Here is a 19,279-nt window from a genome sequence, read left to right as displayed (position 1 = left end):
TACATTGAGACTATAAATAACGCAAAATTTAATCAGCCTAGGAAAAACCATGAGCCTTAAGCGCATTACCCAGTTTTTTAACCCAAGCTCAGTGGCCGTTATTGGTGCCTCTAATATATCAACTCGTGCTGGTTTTGTGGTTATGCGCAACTTACTTCAAGGCGGTTTTAAAGGGCCGATAATGCCCGTTACTCCAAGCCATAGCGCAGTACATGGCGTACTTGCTTACCCCTCTATTGCTGACTTACCAAAAGTACCCGACCTTGCTGTTATTTGTACTAACAAAAATACCTTAATTGATATTATTGAGCAGCTTGGAGAGCTTGGCTGTAAAACGGCTATTGTTATTGCAGATGGGCTTTCTGGAGAGCAAAAAAGCGCACTTAAAGCATGCGCTCAAGCCAAACAGGTTACTTTGCTTGGACCCAATTGTTTGGGCTTGCTGATCCCTCATATTGGTTTAAATGCGAGCTTTTCACATACCGTGGCGAGCCCAGGTAAAATTGCATTTGTATCGCAATCAGCAGCTGTATGCTCAACCATTTTAGATTGGGCTAAAAACAAAGAAATTGGCTTTTCATATTTTGTATCGGTAGGTGATTGCCTTGATATAAACTTTAATGAACTACTCGACTTTTTAGGTCGTGATGCTAAAACCAAAGCTATTTTACTCTACATTGATAACATTGAAGATATTCGTGGCTTTATATCAGCAGCAAGAGCCGCGGCCTTTAGTAAACCTGTAATTGCAATTAAAACAGGTAAAACAAGTGCAGGCGCACTTGCAGCCGAAATTCACACCGGTGGAAAGCAAAGCTCTGATGCTGTTTACGATGCGTTATTTCAACGAGCGGGTATGCTGCGCGTAAATGATTTACGAGAGCTATTTGCAGCGACACAAACACTCGCCATGCATCCAAAATTATTAAAAGTAGAGCAACTGACAATTTTAACTAATGGTGGCGGCCCGGGTGTTATGGCCGTTGATGAGCTAATTCAAAGCTCCGGTAAATTAGCAGAACTAAGCATTGAAACCCGAAATGCGCTAAATAAAGTTATTCCGCAATCAGAAACCACCTCAAACCCTGTGGATATTTTTGGCGACTCAGCACCTGCGCGTTATAAGCAAGCATTAGAAATTTTACTGCACGCAAAAGAAGTTAAAAACTTACTGATTATCCATACTCCCTCAGCGCTTGCGCCCAGCGAAGACTACGCCAACATTATTGTAGAAACCTTACAAACATTACCCAAAATGGCACGCCCTTACGTTATAACTAATTTTATGGGTGAAGACGCATCTTACGCCGCCAGAAAAGTGTGCTCAAACAACGCAATACCAACTTATAGAACACCAGAGGGTGCTGTTGGCGCGTTTATGCACTTGGTAACGTATCGCCGTAACCAAAAGCATTTAACGCAAACACCTGAGTCGAATACTGATGACGCAAAAATAAATAAAGTAGCAGCTAAAGCGCTTATTAATGAGTTTTTAGATGACGGACAAAGCTACTTACCTACCCATCAGGCAAGCCAAGTATTAAATCACTATGGTATTACATGCATTCAAACTGAGGTGGCTTACACCCCAACAGAAGCCAGAGAGCAAGCCATAGAACTTGGTTTTCCGGTCGCGTTAAAACTTATTAGCCCAAGTATTGCTTCAAAGTCTGAAGTAGGTGGTGTGGTGCTTAACTTAAACGACGCCAACGAGGTTGAACAAACCGCTTTTGCAATGCTTATCCGTATTAAAAACACTTATCCGGATGCTGTTATTGAAGGGTTTTCATTACAAAAAATGGCGCCGCGAGCAGGCGCAAATGAGCTGCGAATTGCAATTAAAACCGAGCCTAATTTTGGTCCTGTTATATTATTAGGTGAAGCAGGAACCGGCCTTGAATATGCGCAAGCCGCCGTTGCTCTGCCTCCACTAAATATGAACTTAGCAAAGTATTTAATTGCGGCAGCGCACGATAAAGGCGTACTAAAGGAGCGCATATTACCCGAAAAAGTTGATAAGTATCGTTTGTGTGCACTGCTAACGCGTATTTCTCAGTTAGTTATTGATCAACCTGACATAAGCTCAATGGAACTTAATCCTATTCTTGCCAGTAATGGACAGTTTTTAGTGCTCGATGCCACCATGACACTTAGCCGCTATCAAACTCAGAGCAATCGTAAGCGCTTATCTATTCGTCCCTACCCTATTGAACTTGTTGAAGTGGTAACACTTAAAAACAACACCCAGGCTACGCTCAGGCCAATAAAGCCAGAAGATGAACAAGCTCATAAAGCATTTGACGAGTCACTTAATAAAGAAGACAGATATAAACGCTTTTTTGGCGAACTACCACAATTTAACCACGATCAACTCGCTAAAATGACGCAAATTGATTACGACCGTGAAATGGCGTTTATTGTTTGCCAGCGCTTTGAAGGTAAAACACGTACATTAGGTGTATCTCGCGTCATTATGGACCCCGATAACCTGCATGCTGAGTTTGCCATTGTAGTACGCTCAGATTGCCAAGGCTTAGGGCTTGGTCGCATACTAATGAGTGCTGCAATTAACCACTGTAAACGCCAAGGTGTTGAGTCGATTGAAGGCATAACTTTACCAGAGAATACGGGGATGATTGAGCTTGCCCGTAAGTTAGGCTTTAAAATTAGTCGCGACTTTGAAGAAGGCAGTATTAATATGGTACTTAAACTTAAATAATGAATGAACCACACACTTTAAGACAAAAAATGGCTTGCCTGTTTGAAGGCACAGGCCAGTACCATCGAGCAGGACATATTCTTGATATTGCACTCATTAGCTTAATAATGATTAACGTTGTAGCCATTGTTATTGAATCAATTCCAAGTGTGGCAGAGCAGTATTACAACGAATTCTTAGTTTTAGAAATTGTCTCGGTCGCTATTTTTGCTATTGAGTACTTAGCCAGACTTTGGGCTTGCGTAGATAAAACACAATATGCAGCAATGGAAGGGTCTCATACCAAACGTCGGCTTAGCTATTTTTTCTCCCCTTTGGCAATTGTTGATTTAATTGCGATTTTACCAAGCTTAATGATGTTTTTATTTCCTCTCGATTTACGTTTTTTACGCGTGCTCCGACTATTAAGGGTATTTAAACTCACTCGCTACTCACGCGCCATGCAGCTACTTTTAAAAGCCTTTAACGATGAAGGTAGTTCATTAATGGCTGCTTTTTTTATTATGGCCGTCGTGCTTATTTTAGCTTCATGCGGAATTTACTTAATTGAGCACGACATACAACCCGATAAATTTGGCTCTATTCCTGCGGCTATGTGGTGGGCAATGGCAACATTAACAACCGTTGGTTATGGCGATGTAGTACCTATAACGCCATTGGGTAAGTTTTTCGGCGGTGTTATAACACTACTGAGCATGGGAATGGTTGCGATACCTACCGGTTTACTGGCGTCTAGTTTTTCAGAACAAATACGTAAACGCCGCCAATTTTTTGAAGATGCCGTACATGAACAAATTCAAGATGGCACTCTTAATGATACTCAACAAGAACACCTAGAAGAACTACGCTATAAATTAGGCTTGAGTAAACTAGAAGCTAATAAGGCCATTAAAACGCAGTTGAATGAGCATAATAGCCATTTGTTTTGCAGGCACTGCGGTAAAAGGCCTTAAATAAGTACTGCTATTATTAATTAAATATGTCACTCCAATTGCGATTAATAAGCGGGAGTACTTCGGTATTAGGTACCGGTTTACTAAATAAGTACCCTTGGAAATGCATGCATCCTCGCGCCTTTAAAAAGGCGAGTTGGTGCGAGCTTTCTACGCCTTCAGCTACACATTCTTTACCTAAACTATCAGCAAGCGCGAGTATTGATTGAATAATAGCTTCATCGTCAGAATCTATGCCTATGTCTTGTACAAAGCTTCTATCTATTTTTAATACATCAATAGGAAAACGCTTTAAATAAGTAAGCGATGCGTAACCCGTACCAAAATCATCCATATACAATCTACAGCCCAACTTTTTAAGTTGTTCCATGCTGTGTAGCGCTTCTTTTAAATCACGCATTAATATTGATTCGGTTATTTCAAAAACAATTGCCTCAGACGACACTCCTGAATTACTTAACGCTTTTTTAATTTCAGGAACAAGGTCTTTAAACTCAAAATCAAGAGCCGATAAATTAATAGATAAATACAGGCTAGGTGAGGCTTTTCGCCACTCTTTTAGCTCTAATAAAGCGCGCGCAAAAGTCTGCAGCATAATTTTTGTAATTAGGCCTATACCTTCTGCTGCCACCGAAAACTCTTGAGTTTGCACAAGCTTATTTTCAGGCCAACGCAGCAGTACTTCAAAGCCTTCTGTTTTTTGACTTTCAGCGTTAATAATAGGCTGGTAGTAATTACAAAATTCTTCTTCTTGATACGCTTTAGTTAGCTGAGACTCAAGATGCAGCGCTCTTTGAACATGCTGATTCATCTCTTGCTTATAAAACTGATAACGCCCCTCTAAAGAGTCTTTTGCATGATATAACGCTATGCTCGCAGCTTTTAAAAGCGCAGAGCCTTGCTGTGCATCATCTGGTGATATAGACACACCAATACTTAAATTAACGTTTACAACTTGGCCATTAATCGTAATATTTTGATTCACACAATCCATCAACTTAGTGCATATAATGAGTACTTGTTCGATTTGCTGAATATCTTCCACCAGTACTACAAATTCATCGCCACCAAATCGAGCAACACTATCCGATGGACGCAAGGAGCATTTTAAACGCTCAGCAACCTCTTTAATTAGCTCATCAGCAACTGCATGCCCCAAAGAGTCATTAAAGTATTTAAAACGCTTAATATTTATATGTAATAAAGCAACTTTACATTCGTGCAATTTTGCTTGCTCAAGGGCGTGTTCAACGCGGTCATTAAATAATGTACGATTTGGCAACCCTGTTAAGGCATCGTAGTTGGCCAATAAGTGCAGCTCATTTTCGGCTGATTTTTGTGCATTTATATCGGTTAAAATAATGACATAGCTATTAAGGCGCTGTTCGTTATCGGCCACTGCACTTATTTTCACAAGTACATGGCGTGGCTCACCACTTGCTAAAACTACACTGTCTTCACACGAAAAGTGCTCTCCAATGGATAGCTTTTGCATTATGCGTAAATAATCAAAACGATTGCTGCGCGATATACCTAAATTTAATGCTCGACTAGATAACGACTCAGCAGAGAAATTAAAGGCGGTTTGCAGTGATTTATTAGAAGCCCGAATATTTAAATTTTTATCGAGGATAAACACCCAATCACGTGTTTGCTCAAATGCTGCCGTAAATAGTAAAGCGTGTTCTTCAAACACCATCTCACGGGTCATATTTGTGTAGGTACCCGCTACTTTTTGTGGCGTTTTATCATCCCACTCAACGACTTTTCCAAAATCCTTATACCAGCGCCAATAGCCTTTTGCATGGCGCAGGCGGTAGGTGCAATTAAAGTAACCTTTATCGGTAGATAAAAACTCAAGCCACTCTAAGCGAAATAGCTGTTTGTCTTGCGGATGAATTTTAGATAAATATTCATCAAGGCTCACGGTTTCATTTTCGTAACCTAACTCACTCGCTAAGCGAGGTTGGTAAATACTTGGATTGCTTGATTCCCAATCCCAAACACCCGATTCGCTGCCTTCAAGCGCTAGCTTTAAACGCGCTTCGCTTTCTTTACTTTCTTTATTTGCTGCCAATAAAATACGCTGAATTTTATTACGGCGCATAACCCACATAGCAACAAAGCCAATAAACAGCATGCCATAAAGCACCATAAAATAAGGTGCACGCCAAAGTGGATACTTTACTTTTATTTTTAAAATAGCAGGCGAGGTATATTCGCCAGTCAGGGGGTCTTTAGCCCAAACTTTTAATTGATAATTACCTGGATTCAATTTTGGAAACAATACACGGTTGTTATTTCGGGTATAACTTTTTTGTCCGTTATCGAGTTGATACTCATAAATGATGCGTTCTTGATTACTAAATGCCATGGCCGAAAATGCAACTTCAAGCCCTATATCATCATGGTTTAACACAACCTCGTTGAGCGGTTGTTTTAAATCAAGCGATAAATCTCGTGACATTAAATCAACTCGCGTAATATTTACGTGATCAATAAGCGACTGATAGTTTTGGTTTTCCATTGGATGAAAATAAGTAAAACCTTTTAAGCTACCATACGCAATATGGCCATCTTTAAGCTGTGCCATGGCGTTGCTATTGAACTCAGCAGAGAGTAGCCCTTCTGATGTAGAAAATTGCTGAAAATGAAGTGTTTCTGGGTTTAATCGCCAAATGCCTTTATGGCTACTCATCCAGATCATGCCATCATCATCTAGCACCATATCGTATAGCAGAGTGCCTAATTTATTCCTCTCTAAATCGATTGTATGGACTAATTGATAAGTAGATGCGTCAAGGCCTATTAAGCCGAAATTAGAAAGTGATATCCACAATATATTGTTGTTATCAATTAAGTAAGAAAGCACACTAATGGCTACGTTTTCATGCTGTTTTGGCACTTTATAAATCATTTTAAGTGCTAAATCACTTGGGTTTACTTGGTATAAAATACCGGCATTAAAAAATAATGGTGAATCTGGTTTATTGCTCAGCGCAGGTAAAAAGCCATGGGCTAAAAAGGGTTCAAATTGATCAAACTGACCACCCAAACGCGTTATTACTTGAGAATCTATATTGTATATAAATACCCCATGATCTGAGTGCACAAAGTATAGATCGCCATTTGGCATTAATGTAACGCCATGTACCCTACCGGTAATTAACTCCTGATTAGCAGGGTTATGTACTTTAGGTTCGCTAACTTGATGCGTTACAGGGTCAAAAATAAACAAACCACGATTTGTATAAAGCCATAAATTATTTTTATAAGGCGTTATTTCATATACGGTAAACTCAGTGGTGAGTAAGTCGACTTTGTAATCTTTTAAATAAGCTTTACCAATATTTGTTTTTAAATCAACCTCGGTAATACCGTTATGCGTTGCAAGCCAAAGCTTGTCTTTATATTCGGTAATCCCCCAGATAGAGTGATGCGATAAACCATCCCCCCCGAGCAAAGTGCCATCGACATTATTAAAATGATAGCTGTCATGAGATAAATAAAACGCACCATCAGTCTTAGTCGCAACCCATGTACCACCCGATTTATCTTTAGCCATATCAATAATACTGGTATCGGCAAGTGTGTACTTACTTTGGGCTATTCGAGTATTTTTAATCATCTCCCCGGTGTTTAAATCAAATTTAAACAAGCCTTTATCGGTAGCTAAATCTATTTTTCCGTGTTCGTTTACTATGCTCCAAACATTTAGGTCACTTAGTAATACCTTACTTTCAAAAGGTAAATCGGGGCGTTCAAACATTTTTGATAAGTTACTAATATCAACTTCGTATAAACCTTGGACCGCCCCTACTAACAACTGTTTATTTTCACCTAATGCGAACGACTTAACATTATTTTGGTAAATATGCTCAGCTTCACCTTTTAAGTGCTGTAGGGGCCTAACTTGCTCTGTTGCAATATCAAATACATATGCGCCATGGCTTGTACCTATAAATATATAACCATTGTAGGCAAAGAGCTTTCTCACAAGGGTGTTTTTATATTTAGCCGGAAGCTCAAAAATAGTTGTGATTTTTCCGGTTGCTATATCAAGCTTTGCAAAGTCGCGGCCTCGGCCAATCCAAAGTGTTTTTTTATCAACGGCCACCATACTAAAAACAGACTGATTGATAATTTCTTCTTCACTGGTAGGTTTTTCTAGAAATTGCTGATATGAATCTGTTACGGGGTCGTATCTAAATAGGCCTGCAAGTAAAGAGGCTATCCAAATGTGCCCTTGAGGGTCTTGGTAAATACGATCAATGATCGCTTCTTCTAATTCACCATTAGGGCCGTTTATTGGAATAACTTGATAGCCATCATAACGATTAAGCCCAGCCTCAGTAGAAAGCCAAAGGTAACCATTAGTGTCGATAAGCATTGTATTAACGTAGCTTTGCGATAAGCCTTCGCTTGGAGATAAACGTTTTACTTGTGCGCCTACTTGGCAACTTAGGATAGTTATTAAAACTACAAAGCAACTAATGATCCCATTAACGCATTTACTCATGCTTATTCCATATTATTATTTATTATTATGGGTACTCTAGAGCGACTATATTTCGATGTTTGTAAGTATCAAAAAGTACTTGTAAAGCAAGAGTATATGTTAACACCTGGTTAAAACCAATAGCACAATATAAATCAACTACGTTTTTATATGCGAAGGTATTAATCATCTTATCTTGCGACTTTAAGAGTGTTGATAATAGCTGTTTAGCAACACCTTTACCGCGATGTTCCAGCACAACAAACATGGTAGATAAAAATAAGAACTCTGTTTTATCTTGCAGCCTACATGCTGCAACTATTTCATTATTATAGTAAGTAACCCATACCTTATCTTGTTTATTAGCCCGCCCTCTTACATTATGTTTTTTATAAAATTTATTAACGAGTGGAACTTTTAGCCCATCCAGCAACTTAACTATATACATTTTTATATCAACACTTAGCTAAGCATTAGCGCTAAATATTGCTCAAACTTTTGCTTCAAAACCATTTGTTCAGCCATTGGACGGCTATGGATTGTATTATAAACTTGCTCTCTCGTTTTTTTATTTCGCTTAATTTGATACGCCCAAAAAGACGCTTCATAATCTAACTGAATTTGGTATTTTTCTTCACGTGGCAATAGGCATAAATTAAAACTCACAATACTTCCTCATCCGCTTTTAAAATTATTTGATTAACCCCGAAACTGGGCAAGAGGTAATCTCCTTGTTATTATACGCGTCTTATTTTATTTATTTCTGTAGTAATTGGAACTGATAATGAATAGACATTTTAGTATCTTGTTATTATTGGTAAATTTATTTTTTAGTGCCTCTTGTTTTAGTCATCAATACAACCTCACTTTTAATCGTCCGCAAAGTACACCACAAGCTGATTATGCCTTAGAGTTATTAAAGTTAGCATACGCAGATATCGGTTTTAAAATACATATAATCGATTTTAGCCACCAAAATGCTTTGCTAGCTGCAAATAATGGCGTACTTGATGGGCAGTTAGGAAGAGATGCAAGCGTTGAAGAAAATTACGAAAACTTAATTAGGGTCGATTATGAGCTCTTTAAGTTTGACTTAGTATTATATAAAAACTGTTTACCTAGCAGTTTAGAACAGCTCGATAGCGTCGCAATTGTTGATGGCTACCCTGTCCAAGAGCATTATTTAGCAAGCACACAGTTTGCAGGGAATATTATTAAAGTTAAAAGCATGAATACCCAACTTAATTTGCTTGCTCAGAAAAAAGTACAGGGAGCTTTAATGATTAATTTTATAATGCAAAACAATGAGCTACCTTCACCTCAAGGTTGCTTTGTAAAAGAAGTGCTGAATACTTATCCGCTTTATCATTATTTAAATAAGCGTAATGTAAACTTGGTAGAAAAGCTTAAAATGTCATTAATTAACTTAACTAACAATGGCACTGTGTACGCACTAAGAGCCAAGTATGGATTAAGCTTTTAAAAGTCGAACCCTTGCTGCTGCGCCTGTGTGCTTGGCACTGCATTTTGCTGCTTTTTTTGAAGATAACGTTTGTAGCGCTGCTGGCACAAACTAAGCACCTTCTTTTTTTGGTCGTTAGTTAAGGTATTCCACGAAAAGCGTTCATCCCGACTACGATAACACCCTTTGCAATACCCTCTGTTATTAACTAAGCAAATACTCTTGCAAGGACTTGGAATATCAAATATTTCAATTTGTTGCATGCATAAGTACCGCCCAGTTGAAGAGGAGGTATTAGTATAGCGTTATTTTTGAGCAAAAAAAAAGCAGCAATTTAATTGCTGCTTAATTTCATTGAGCTGTGAGTATTAATGTTCACAGCTATTAGTATTTATCTCTGTTTTACGGTGAAATGGCTTAGCGTACATAGCTAGCACTAATGGTTTTAACTCTTCAGGTACACAAGCTAAACGTTGTTCAAATGTCGCTGTATCAGGAGAGTCTATTACCGCATCTTTACAACCACCAGCGATGTAATTGCCTGGGTGTAAATAAAACGAATCAACAATTTGCCTATCAATTGTTTTAGCAAGCTCTTCAGCACTATCACATTTAGATTCAATTGGTTGCCCAAATGCTAAATGCACGTGCCCTTTAGCAGTACTAAAGCCTTCAACAATGCTCGCAATATCTTCACCAGCCGATTTAACGTACTCACCATGATGTTGCTTGTGGTAAAGCTCTTTGGCTTTAGCAATTGCACACGGCTCATATTGATAAGAAATAGAAACAGGCACTATTTTTAACTCTTTAATATAATCGCCAAACTCTTTCTTTTGTTTACGCCCATTTAATTGCAGCATCTTTAAAAGCGCAGGATCAGTTTGATCAAAACCGTCTTTTGCACGCCCTTCTTTTTGCGCAATCCAAATAGAATTTCCACCGACCACAGAATCGTAAATGTATGACGATAATTGAGTCAGTGCTTTTAACATCTCTTTTGGTGCTTTAGCAGAGCGCTTAACTATAAAGCTTTTATTTAGACGCATAAGCTCAGTAATGTAAGGTATTTGCAATAAATTATCGCCAATAGCAATACGCACTGTTTTCATTTTATGTTGGTATAAACCCCAGTTAACTAATGCAGGATCAAGCACTATGTCTCTGTGGTTTGAAATAAATAAATAGGCCTGGTTAGCATCTAACTGTTCTAACCCAGAAAAGGTAACCTTTGATGTGGTGCGTTTCACTAGTTTATCTAAGTATTGTGCCACTTCATTTTGCACATCTTCAACGGTGCTTACTTTGCCCCATTTTTTACGTAACTGACTTCTTACCATTGGACGCGCAATAAAAGGCACTGCCGATAAAAAGCGCGGTAAATTATACTTTGCTATTACATCAATAAACGCATCATCGTTAATTAAACGTGTAAGCGACGCCGCAACTTCGTCGTCGTTGTATGGGCGTATATCTGCGTATTTATCTTCTAATTCACTCATTACTACATCTACAATGTTAAAAAACGGTACGCCAAAGCGCACCGTTTATGTCTATATCCGATTATAACTCAGCCAATCTAAAATGCGAAATAACCAAAAAACGATTTTTATTTTTAGCAACTTGCTTTAAAGCCGAGTTTAATTACCTTCTATGACCATGAGCTTGCTTAAAAGTGCAAAAATCTGATCAGTCTAGCAAAATACCATGTTCTCAATCTGCTAGTGGGCAGACCACTAATACAAAGCCCTCTAATCATTTGGTAGTAATACCATTAACAAAGCCTTTCTTTCGTAGTACCTTAAGCTCGTATTTTAGATTTTTGATGGATCGTAGGCATCTTTTTACGATTTTAACTCTTTCAGATCCACTTATTTTAGGGCTCATAATGAACATTACTATTCTTGATAACGCAACGTTAGCTAAAACGTCTCTTACTGGTATTGAACAACTTGGTAAATTAACGACTTATGAACTTACTAGCCCAGAGCAAGTTATTGAACATTGCCAAGGTGCTGATGTATTAATCACTAATAAAGCCGTTTTAAATCGCGACACTATTAGCAAACTTACACAGCTTAAATTAATTTGTGTAAGTGCAACTGGTACTAATAATGTTGATCTAGAAGCCGCTAAAGAATTTGGTATTGCCGTAACTAATGTAGCTGGCTATTCAACACCTTCTGTTGTTCAACATACGTTTTCTTTAATTACTAACTTACTGGGTAACACCCACCGCTATCAGGCGGATTGCCAGCAAGGCGCGTGGCAAAAAAGTGAAATGTTTTGCATACTCGATTACAGCTTTAACGACTTACAAGGTAAAACATTTGCCATTATAGGCGGTGGTACGCTAGGTAAAGGCGTTGCTAAAGTGGCTGAGGCATTTGGCGCAAATGTTATTGTTGCAGAGCGCAAAGGTGTTAAATGTCGCGACGGTCGTACGCCTTTTGAAGACGTCATTAAAACAGCCGATATAATCAGCGTACACTGTCCGCTAACAGATGAAACACGTGATTTAATTGCACTTAATGAGCTTAAAATGATGAAGCCAAGCGCTATAATTATTAATACAGCACGTGGTGGAATTATTAACGAATCCGACTTAGCTACAGCGCTTGAGCAAAACCTAATTGCTGGAGCCGGTGTTGATGTACTAACTAAAGAACCTGCTGAGCTTTCAAACCCACTTGCTAATTACAAAGGTAATAACCTTTTACTTACTCCACATATAGCATGGGCAAGCACCGAATCTATTGTGCGTTTAATTAATGAAGTAAGTTTAAATATTGCTGCATTTAATAAAGGCGAATCACGCAACCGCTTGGTGTAGTGATTTTATTGTAGTAATCAAATAAGCTAAAAAATGGCTGTTTTTACTAATACATTTAATATTTTATTAGATAAAAACAGCTTAACCCACTTAACAAACTGATTAATAACAACTTATAAATATGGTCTACTCTTTGCTTTAATACAGCTAATAACCAATTAAAAATCTTATTAAGGTAAATAAAAATGAAAAAATCACTTTTAGCAGCCGCTTTAATCGCTCCATTTTTAACAGGCTGTGTTATTGCCGTATCAGATGGTGAAGCTGAGACTCATTGGGCAGGGAAAAACTCATCAAGCTGGCAAGCACAACATAAAAATAATCGTGAAGCTATATCAGAGCTAAAAATGGATAGCAGTTATCAATCTGTTTTAACGCAATTAAAAACGCCTAATTTCACAGAGCTATTAAAAAAAGATGACGATGTATATCAAGTACTTTTTTATGTAACTCATAGCAAGCATTCAGATTCTAAAACCACGAAAGATGAATGTACGCCACTTGTATTCAAAAATGATAAGTTAGTGGGCATTGGTGAAACCGCTTTAGGTATGATCACGCAGTAACCAATAAAAAATGTTTGATACAAAAACGCCAATATATGAATATTGGCGTTTTTGTATATTAAGCTTTTAGAGTGCAACTATTCTATCTCGTCCTGCATCTTTAGCGGCATATAGGCCTAAATCGGCCTCTTCTAATAACGCTTGCTCAGCGTACACTTTTCCACTTTGAGTAGTGGCAATACCTATACTAATAGTGATGTGGTCTGCATTTAATGAGCCTTTATGTTCTATATTCAAAGCATTTACAGCATTGCGTAATTTATTAGCAAACTCCATAGCTTCATGCCTATTCATTCCAGGTAATACAGCTGCAAATTCTTCACCACCATAACGAGCTATAAAGTCACTACCACGTTCACATTGAGCTGCGAGTGCTTGTGCAACATCCTTTAAACACTCATCGCCAGCACGATGTCCGTAGCAATCGTTGTAACGCTTAAAGTGATCTATATCCATAAGTAACACCGATAGCGGGGTTCCACTGCGTTTACTTCGGCGCCATTCACGAGCTAAGTTTTCGTCTAGGTAGCGTCTATTTGGGATTTCAGTTAAGCCGTCGATTGAGGCTAGCATCTCTAGCAGATCATTTTTTTGCTTTATAAGTAATTGGTTACGAACCCTAACACGCACAATAGAAGGGCTAAATGGCTTGGTGATATAATCCATAGCACCGAGCTCTAGGCCCTTAGCTTCGTCGTCATGGCTACGATTAGCTGATATAAATATAACGGGGATCGATTGAGTTATCGGATTTTCTTTAAGTTGCACAAGCACTTCATAGCCGTCAATTCCTGGCATAATCACATCAAGGATAATTAAATCAACTTGCGCAGTTTTTACAAAGGTCAGTGCTTTTTCACCACTTTCAACTAAGAATACGTCGTGTTCTACTTTAAGTGTTTTTTCAAGTACTAATCTGTTGATTGGATCATCATCTACAATAAGTACTTTAGCTCTTTTCGACATCCCTAGCCCCTACCCCTTTTATAAAAACAATTACCTGTTCTAACTGCATAATAAGCTCTTTCAGTGTTATTTCAACAGGCTTGTTAGTTGTTTTAAGTGTTCTTTCACACAATAAAGCGCAGTGAGACAATCGTCTAAAACCTAAATTACCTGCTACACCTTTTATACTATGCACTAAGCGTACCAAATCATCCTTATTGGTTGTTTCTTCTATTTGCAATAGCTGGGTTTCGCATAAATTAGCAAATTTATCAATCATTGTATTGAGGAGCTTTTCATCCATACTAAACTGCGTTAATGCGAATGATTTTTCAAAAAAGCTTGGTTTAACTAAGTTTAAATCGGCAATTGCATCAATAAGTACCTTAGCAACAACCGGTTTAGTTAAATGCTTATTCATACCGCACTTTAAAGAACGTTCAATATCAGCGGGCTCACAATGAGCCGTTAAAGCAAAAATAGGCAGTTGCTTTGCGTCAAACTGTTGACGAATTAATGCCGTAGCTTGGCAGCCATCTATTTGCGGCATTTGCACATCCATCAATATTAAGTCAGGCTTTAAAACTTGCAATAATTCCATGCCGATAGATGCGCTTAAAGCGGTAACAACACTTACGTTTGCTTGACGTAATACACTGCTAATTATTTCTAAATTAAGTTGATTATCATCAATGGCTAATACAAGTAGACCCGATATATCAACTTTAGTTTCAGCAGTATTATATATTACGGCATTGGTACTAGCTGTAGGCTGTTGCTGAGAGTTCAAGCTAAATAGCCTTTGTCCCAATGCCGATGCTTTAACGTGATGCGCAGCTAAATGCTCACTTGTTGGTAAATTAAGTGTGTGCTGATGATTAATAATAATTACCGATGTTTCTTTAGCTGATAACGAATCATTAATTGCTTCAACATTTAAAAGTGCAGGTAAATCGGCCGCATCGATTATTATTTGCTGAGTATTGGAGAGCTTAATTGGGTATTTGAGTACTTCATCTAAATTAATATTAGCAAGCTCTGTATAAGCATTTGTTACTTGCTTAAGCTCTTTGCTTTGATCCGATAAAATAGCCAATGTATTAGTCGGTAACATCGTATTTTTAGTGGTATCAACCAAAAAACTAACGCTGAAGTAAAACTCACAGCCATGACCTTTTTTACTCTTTAAAGCAATCTCCCCTCCCATTAATGACACCGCATGTTTAACAATCGCTAAACCTAACCCAACACCATGATGTATACGTGTTGAAGACTCATCACCTTGCGTAAAGGCGTCAAATAAACGCCTCTGATCGGCTTCATCTATGCCCATACCGGTATCAATTACTTTAAAGCAAATATGTTGCTGCTCTAGGCTATCGCTTTCAATAAGTTCCATTTTTAAAGTGATAGAACCTGTTTTCGTAAACTTAACAGCATTTGTTAATAAGTTACCTAATATTTGCTGTAAACGTATACTGTCGCATATCAAATCAGTCGCTATTAACGGGTCAATATCAATAACAAATTCAATACCTTTTCCTTCGCACAATGGAGCCGTTAAACTTTCGCAGATATCCACCAGCTCAACCATGCTAAAAGATGCTTGTTTTAAATCGGTTTGCGAACTTTCTATGCGTGCAAAATCAAGCATTCTATTGAGCATTAGCAACAAGCTTTGTGCTGCATGCTTAGCTTGATCCGTTTGTTGTAATTGTTTTTGCGTTAATCCTTGCTCAATAAGCATATCAAGCAGCCCTAAAACAGCATTAAGAGGAGTGCGTATTTCATGACTTAAATTGGCTATAAAGCGACTTTTAGCAAGGGTTGCTCGTTCGGCATCTAGTTTTGATTTAGTTAATGCGCTCACATCCTGAATGTGAATAACATAATAAGCTGGGTCGCGGTTTTCATCCCATACAAGCGATACACTCAGTTGCAACCAACTTGTTAAACGCCCTTGAGCAAGCGTTAAGTGGTATACGCGTTTTTTGTCATCTAGCAATTGCGCTAAAGTGCTTTTTATTTGCTGCCATTGAGTATCGTCAAACAATGCTTTTAACTGCTCACCAACCAGTACTGGCTGTTCAGAAAACTGCTTTCTTGCCGCTTTATTTACTTGTAATATTGTGTGCTCAAGCGAGAGTAAAACCACACAGTTAGCCGCAAATTCAATCGCACTTCTAAATTTAGATTCTGATGCTTTTAAGGCTAATAATGCTTGTTGCTGTTCGGTAATATCGCGACCAATACCCATAGTCCCCAACAGATGTTGGTGCTCGTTATAAAAAGGTGCAATAGTAAGTTGGTACGTTTTTTTATCGGTTTCTATTCGCTGTTCAACACTGTTTCTATTTTGTAATACTTGTTTTTCAAGCGCATTTATTTGTTGATCGTTATCACCTAAATCATCTACATATTTACCGACTAATGCAGTTTGATCTTTACCGATGTACGCCTCAAATGCTTTATTGCATCCTAAGAATGATCCATCAATATTTTTAAAATAAATAAGATCTGGCACACTGTTTAGCATAGTGTTGAGCAAAGCCAAGTGGCGCTCTTTTGCTTCGTAACTGCGGCTTAGTTTTTCTGATTGCAACTGAACCTGGTCGTCCAGAGCTTTATTTGCACTTTGTAATGAATCAACTAACTGTTTGTTTTTAGTAAATACACGCTTCACTTTAGAAAACCAAGGCTGCCAGCTCAGCGGTACTTTATAATCGAGCTGCACTTCTTGCTGTGTACCGTTACTCTCTAGGTACGACATTAAGTGAGTCATTGGCTTAATAAAAATGCGCTGACTTAACCAAAAAAACACGCCAAACATAATACTTAAAAATAGCGTTAAAAATGCAAACTCTAATAGTATTTCATACTTAATTGGGCTTATTAGTTGGGGTTTGTGCTCGTAAAATACTGCGTGAATAGGTAACTCATCCATTGGCTGCATAAAGTAATTACTATCACTAGTTAAGACTGTTTTTTTACTATGGTGCTGGGCCAAATCAGGCCAATAATTTTTTAATGCTGTTGCTTGCTCTATTAACTGTTTAGAGCTGGCGATAACTTGATGTGATTGGTTCATAAAAACGTATTCACCACTGTTCGGTGAAACCTTTTTTAACCACCCAGAAATTGCCTGAACATCATAAATCAAAATAATGTAATCGGCTGAGCCAGTGCTTCGTTGTCGGCCAATAGCAAAATACGATTTATCATTCACTTTAACAATGGGACTTGAAGTAAGTTTGTTTGGTGCAAATTTTGGCTTAAATTTTCCATTTAGGATTTCAGTAAGCATTAAACTTTGGCTTTTGTTACGCCTGCTTACATAAGCAAAGCCATTATTATCAACATATGCTACACCAGACAACGACTGCATTAATGCAAGCGTTGTATTAAACGAAGGCCCTAATGCAATCGCCTGTTGCCACTGTACTAATGCCTTAGTAGATAACGCAAACTCCCCCTTACCTACAATTTCAGTGCCTTGCTCACTAAAGTGACGGTAATAGTAACCATCATATTGATTTATGCCCTCAAGTAAGCTTTGGTTTACTTTTGGATAGGTCGTTTGTTCGTATAAGCTAAACATGGTGGTGAGTAGATTGCTCACCGACTCCATCCCGTGAGTAACCTGTGCTGAAACATTCGTAAAATCGGCTTCGCGTTTTTCAACCGCCCGCTCAAGCTTTATATTATATAAGTGCAAGCACAGTAAAAAAGCGACAATCAATGGCACTAAAAGCGCAATAAATAATGAACGATAATAATGCTTCAGAGGTAAAAAATTCAATGTACTGCCTGCCATTTGGCTCGAAAATCAATCGATAGACTATCGAGCCAATTTGTTAAGCGCAAGTTATAAATTTTCTTCTGCAAATGACGCTAAGCGACTACGTACAACACCGTTGAGGTTTATAGTTGCGCTGCCTTCAAAGTTTTTAAAGCGCTCTACTATGTACGTTAAGCCCGATGTTACTGGCGTTAAATAGTTACTATCTATTTGCGCCAAGTTACCCGTACAAATTAATTTAGTACCTTCGCCGCAGCGGGTAATAATCGTTTTAAGTTGAGATGCCGTTAAATTTTGGCTCTCATCTAAAATGACCACCGCATTTTGAATGCTACGCCCACGCATAAAGTTAACCGATTTAAACTGAACATTAGCCTTCTCCATAATGTAGTTTCGGCTTGATATCGGATTTTCGTCGCCTTTGTGCAATACCTCCAGCGTATCGGTAATGGCTGCGAGCCATGGCGCCATTTTTTCCTCTTCGGTGCCTGGTAAAAAGCCAATGGACTCTGCTATTTCTGGCGTATTACGGGTAACTATTACTTTATCGTAAATACCTTTTTCGATGACCATTTCAAGGGCGCTGGCAAGCGCTAACAAGGTTTTACCACACCCCGCAGGGCCGGTTAAAATAACAAGTTCAATACTTGTATCTAGCAGCGCATCAAGCGCCATTCCCTGATAAATATTTTTGGGCTTAACGCCCCATGCTTGTTGATGCATTAAACGCTCAACACCAATATCTTTTAGCGTTATGTGCTCGTCATCGTACGATTTAACACGCGCCGCAAACTGATCCCCTCCATCAAGTAAATATTCATTACAAAATACATCAGGTATTAAGTTTTTAGGCACATGATGAAACGTATCTCGTCCGTGTTGCTGCGTATTACATTCCCCTACATGGTCCCAAAAATCACCTTCAATTTTTTTGTAGCCGCTGGTGAGTAAGCTTATATCGTCAATAAGTTGATCGGTACGGTAATCCTCAACATATTTAAGCCCTGCGCCTTTGGCCTTTAAACGCATGTTTATGTCTTTTGTTACTAATATAACTTTTGAATCACTGTGCTGCTTTTGTAAATACACGGCGCAATTAATAATACGATGGTCGTTTTCGTTACCAGGCAAACCAGAAATGGAGTCGGCAAATAAATGGTCGTTTACAATAATGAGGGTACCTGCAGAGCTCGCTTTTGCCTTTTTGTTACTCGGCAGCGCCACGCCTTGTAGCATTTGCTCGGGCGTTGCATTTTTAAGTACTTCATCTAATCCACGAATAGCGACGCGCGCATCGCGGCTTACGTCGTGTTTTCTGTCTTTTATGTGGTCAAGCTCTTCAAGCACTGTCATCGGAATTACAACGTCATGTTCTTGAAAAGACAAATAAGCGAGGGGTTCGTGAAGTAGTACGTTGGTATCTAGCACATACATTTTACTTTCAAGGTTCGAAGCTTTTTCCATAGCACTTTCCTTACGTTTTATGATTTTTATGCTATACCAA

Annotated in this window: 13 protein-coding genes; 5 read left to right on the top strand and 8 right to left on the bottom strand. The window is 38.4% G+C overall.

All coding sequences use genetic code 11. The annotated features are described in order from the left end of the window. Positions 1-49: 49 nt before the first annotated feature. Both I6F47_RS09275 and I6F47_RS09270 read left to right on the top strand, forming a co-directional pair. Entirely contained in the window at positions 50-2,719 is a 2,670-nt protein-coding gene (locus I6F47_RS09275; protein ID WP_007586928.1) for a bifunctional acetate--CoA ligase family protein/GNAT family N-acetyltransferase, read from the top strand. Then, positions 2,719-3,672 (top strand): ion transporter, encoded by a 954-nt coding sequence (locus I6F47_RS09270; RefSeq protein WP_024590672.1) that lies wholly within the window; start codon positions 2,719-2,721, stop codon positions 3,670-3,672. Before I6F47_RS09275 ends, I6F47_RS09270 begins: the two co-directional genes overlap by 1 nt. A 16-nt stretch (positions 3,673-3,688) precedes the next feature. On the opposite strand, the gene I6F47_RS09265 is transcribed toward I6F47_RS09270, so the two are convergent. The 3 genes from I6F47_RS09265 to I6F47_RS09255 are packed head-to-tail and all read right to left on the bottom strand — an operon-like array spanning position 3,689 to position 8,836. Next, complete coding sequence (locus tag I6F47_RS09265) at positions 3,689-8,191, bottom strand: EAL domain-containing protein (protein WP_197183729.1); 4,503 nt, start codon at positions 8,189-8,191, stop codon at positions 3,689-3,691. A 25-nt stretch (positions 8,192-8,216) separates the two neighbouring features. Beyond that, positions 8,217-8,618 (bottom strand): GNAT family N-acetyltransferase, encoded by a 402-nt coding sequence (locus tag I6F47_RS09260; RefSeq protein WP_024590670.1) that lies wholly within the window; start codon positions 8,616-8,618, stop codon positions 8,217-8,219. Positions 8,619-8,632: 14 nt separating this feature from the next. Next, positions 8,633-8,836: a DUF3283 family protein gene (locus tag I6F47_RS09255; RefSeq protein WP_002962585.1), complete on the bottom strand. Its 204-nt coding sequence runs from the start codon at positions 8,834-8,836 to the stop codon at positions 8,633-8,635. Positions 8,837-8,954: 118 nt separating this feature from the next. On the opposite strand from I6F47_RS09255, the gene I6F47_RS09250 reads away from it, so the two are divergent. Further along, complete coding sequence (locus tag I6F47_RS09250) at positions 8,955-9,653, top strand: transporter substrate-binding domain-containing protein (protein WP_024609045.1); 699 nt, start codon at positions 8,955-8,957, stop codon at positions 9,651-9,653. Here I6F47_RS09250 and I6F47_RS09245 read toward each other — a convergent pair. After that, on the bottom strand, positions 9,650-9,895 hold the full coding sequence (locus I6F47_RS09245; RefSeq protein ID WP_007586940.1) for a DUF1289 domain-containing protein: 246 nt from the start codon (positions 9,893-9,895) through the stop codon (positions 9,650-9,652). The genes I6F47_RS09250 and I6F47_RS09245 overlap by 4 nt on opposite strands. Positions 9,896-10,000: 105 nt before the next feature. After that, positions 10,001-11,134, bottom strand: coding sequence for a 1-acyl-sn-glycerol-3-phosphate acyltransferase (locus I6F47_RS09240; RefSeq protein ID WP_024590668.1), 1,134 nt, complete (start codon positions 11,132-11,134; stop codon positions 10,001-10,003). Positions 11,135-11,520: 386 nt separating this feature from the next. Between I6F47_RS09240 and I6F47_RS09235 the strand changes: the two genes are divergently transcribed. Together I6F47_RS09235 and I6F47_RS09230 are read left to right on the top strand one after the other, a co-directional pair. Then, entirely contained in the window at positions 11,521-12,465 is a 945-nt protein-coding gene (locus I6F47_RS09235; RefSeq protein WP_007586942.1) for a D-2-hydroxyacid dehydrogenase, read from the top strand. A gap of 185 nt (positions 12,466-12,650) precedes the next feature. Beyond that, on the top strand, positions 12,651-13,031 hold the full coding sequence (locus tag I6F47_RS09230) for a DUF3192 domain-containing protein (RefSeq protein WP_024590666.1): 381 nt from the start codon (positions 12,651-12,653) through the stop codon (positions 13,029-13,031). Between the two features lie 66 nt (positions 13,032-13,097). On the opposite strand, the gene I6F47_RS09225 is transcribed toward I6F47_RS09230, so the two are convergent. The 3 genes from I6F47_RS09225 to I6F47_RS09215 are packed head-to-tail and all read right to left on the bottom strand — an operon-like array spanning position 13,098 to position 19,239. Further along, positions 13,098-13,997 (bottom strand): diguanylate cyclase, encoded by a 900-nt coding sequence (locus I6F47_RS09225; RefSeq protein WP_007581985.1) that lies wholly within the window; start codon positions 13,995-13,997, stop codon positions 13,098-13,100. After that, entirely contained in the window at positions 13,981-17,790 is a 3,810-nt protein-coding gene (locus tag I6F47_RS09220) for a PAS domain-containing hybrid sensor histidine kinase/response regulator (protein ID WP_197183728.1), read from the bottom strand. Before I6F47_RS09220 ends, I6F47_RS09225 begins: the two co-directional genes overlap by 17 nt. A 51-nt stretch (positions 17,791-17,841) precedes the next feature. After that, on the bottom strand, positions 17,842-19,239 hold the full coding sequence (locus I6F47_RS09215) for a PhoH family protein (protein ID WP_101216016.1): 1,398 nt from the start codon (positions 19,237-19,239) through the stop codon (positions 17,842-17,844). Between the last annotated feature and the right edge of the window lie 40 nt (positions 19,240-19,279).

The organism is Pseudoalteromonas sp. NZS37, assembly GCF_015864265.1.
In the GTDB taxonomy this organism is placed as follows: Bacteria; Pseudomonadota; Gammaproteobacteria; order Enterobacterales; family Alteromonadaceae; genus Pseudoalteromonas; species Pseudoalteromonas arctica.
The sequence above is the reverse complement of the archived record's forward strand: the minus strand, read 5'-3'. Positions and strand labels throughout refer to the sequence as shown.

Coding starts and splice junctions, on each gene's coding strand:
- I6F47_RS09225 (WP_007581985.1), bottom strand. CDS start 13,997: ATGTCGAAAAGAGCTAAAGTACTTATTGTAGATGATGATCCAATCAAC.
- I6F47_RS09250 (WP_024609045.1), top strand. CDS start 8,955: ATGAATAGACATTTTAGTATCTTGTTATTATTGGTAAATTTATTTTTT.
- I6F47_RS09265 (WP_197183729.1), bottom strand. CDS start 8,191: ATGAGTAAATGCGTTAATGGGATCATTAGTTGCTTTGTAGTTTTAATA.
- I6F47_RS09215 (WP_101216016.1), bottom strand. CDS start 19,239: ATGGAAAAAGCTTCGAACCTTGAAAGTAAAATGTATGTGCTAGATACC.
- I6F47_RS09260 (WP_024590670.1), bottom strand. CDS start 8,618: ATGTATATAGTTAAGTTGCTGGATGGGCTAAAAGTTCCACTCGTTAAT.
- I6F47_RS09230 (WP_024590666.1), top strand. CDS start 12,651: ATGAAAAAATCACTTTTAGCAGCCGCTTTAATCGCTCCATTTTTAACA.
- I6F47_RS09275 (WP_007586928.1), top strand. CDS start 50: ATGAGCCTTAAGCGCATTACCCAGTTTTTTAACCCAAGCTCAGTGGCC.
- I6F47_RS09240 (WP_024590668.1), bottom strand. CDS start 11,134: ATGAGTGAATTAGAAGATAAATACGCAGATATACGCCCATACAACGAC.
- I6F47_RS09245 (WP_007586940.1), bottom strand. CDS start 9,895: ATGCAACAAATTGAAATATTTGATATTCCAAGTCCTTGCAAGAGTATT.
- I6F47_RS09220 (WP_197183728.1), bottom strand. CDS start 17,790: ATGGCAGGCAGTACATTGAATTTTTTACCTCTGAAGCATTATTATCGT.
- I6F47_RS09235 (WP_007586942.1), top strand. CDS start 11,521: ATGAACATTACTATTCTTGATAACGCAACGTTAGCTAAAACGTCTCTT.
- I6F47_RS09270 (WP_024590672.1), top strand. CDS start 2,719: ATGAATGAACCACACACTTTAAGACAAAAAATGGCTTGCCTGTTTGAA.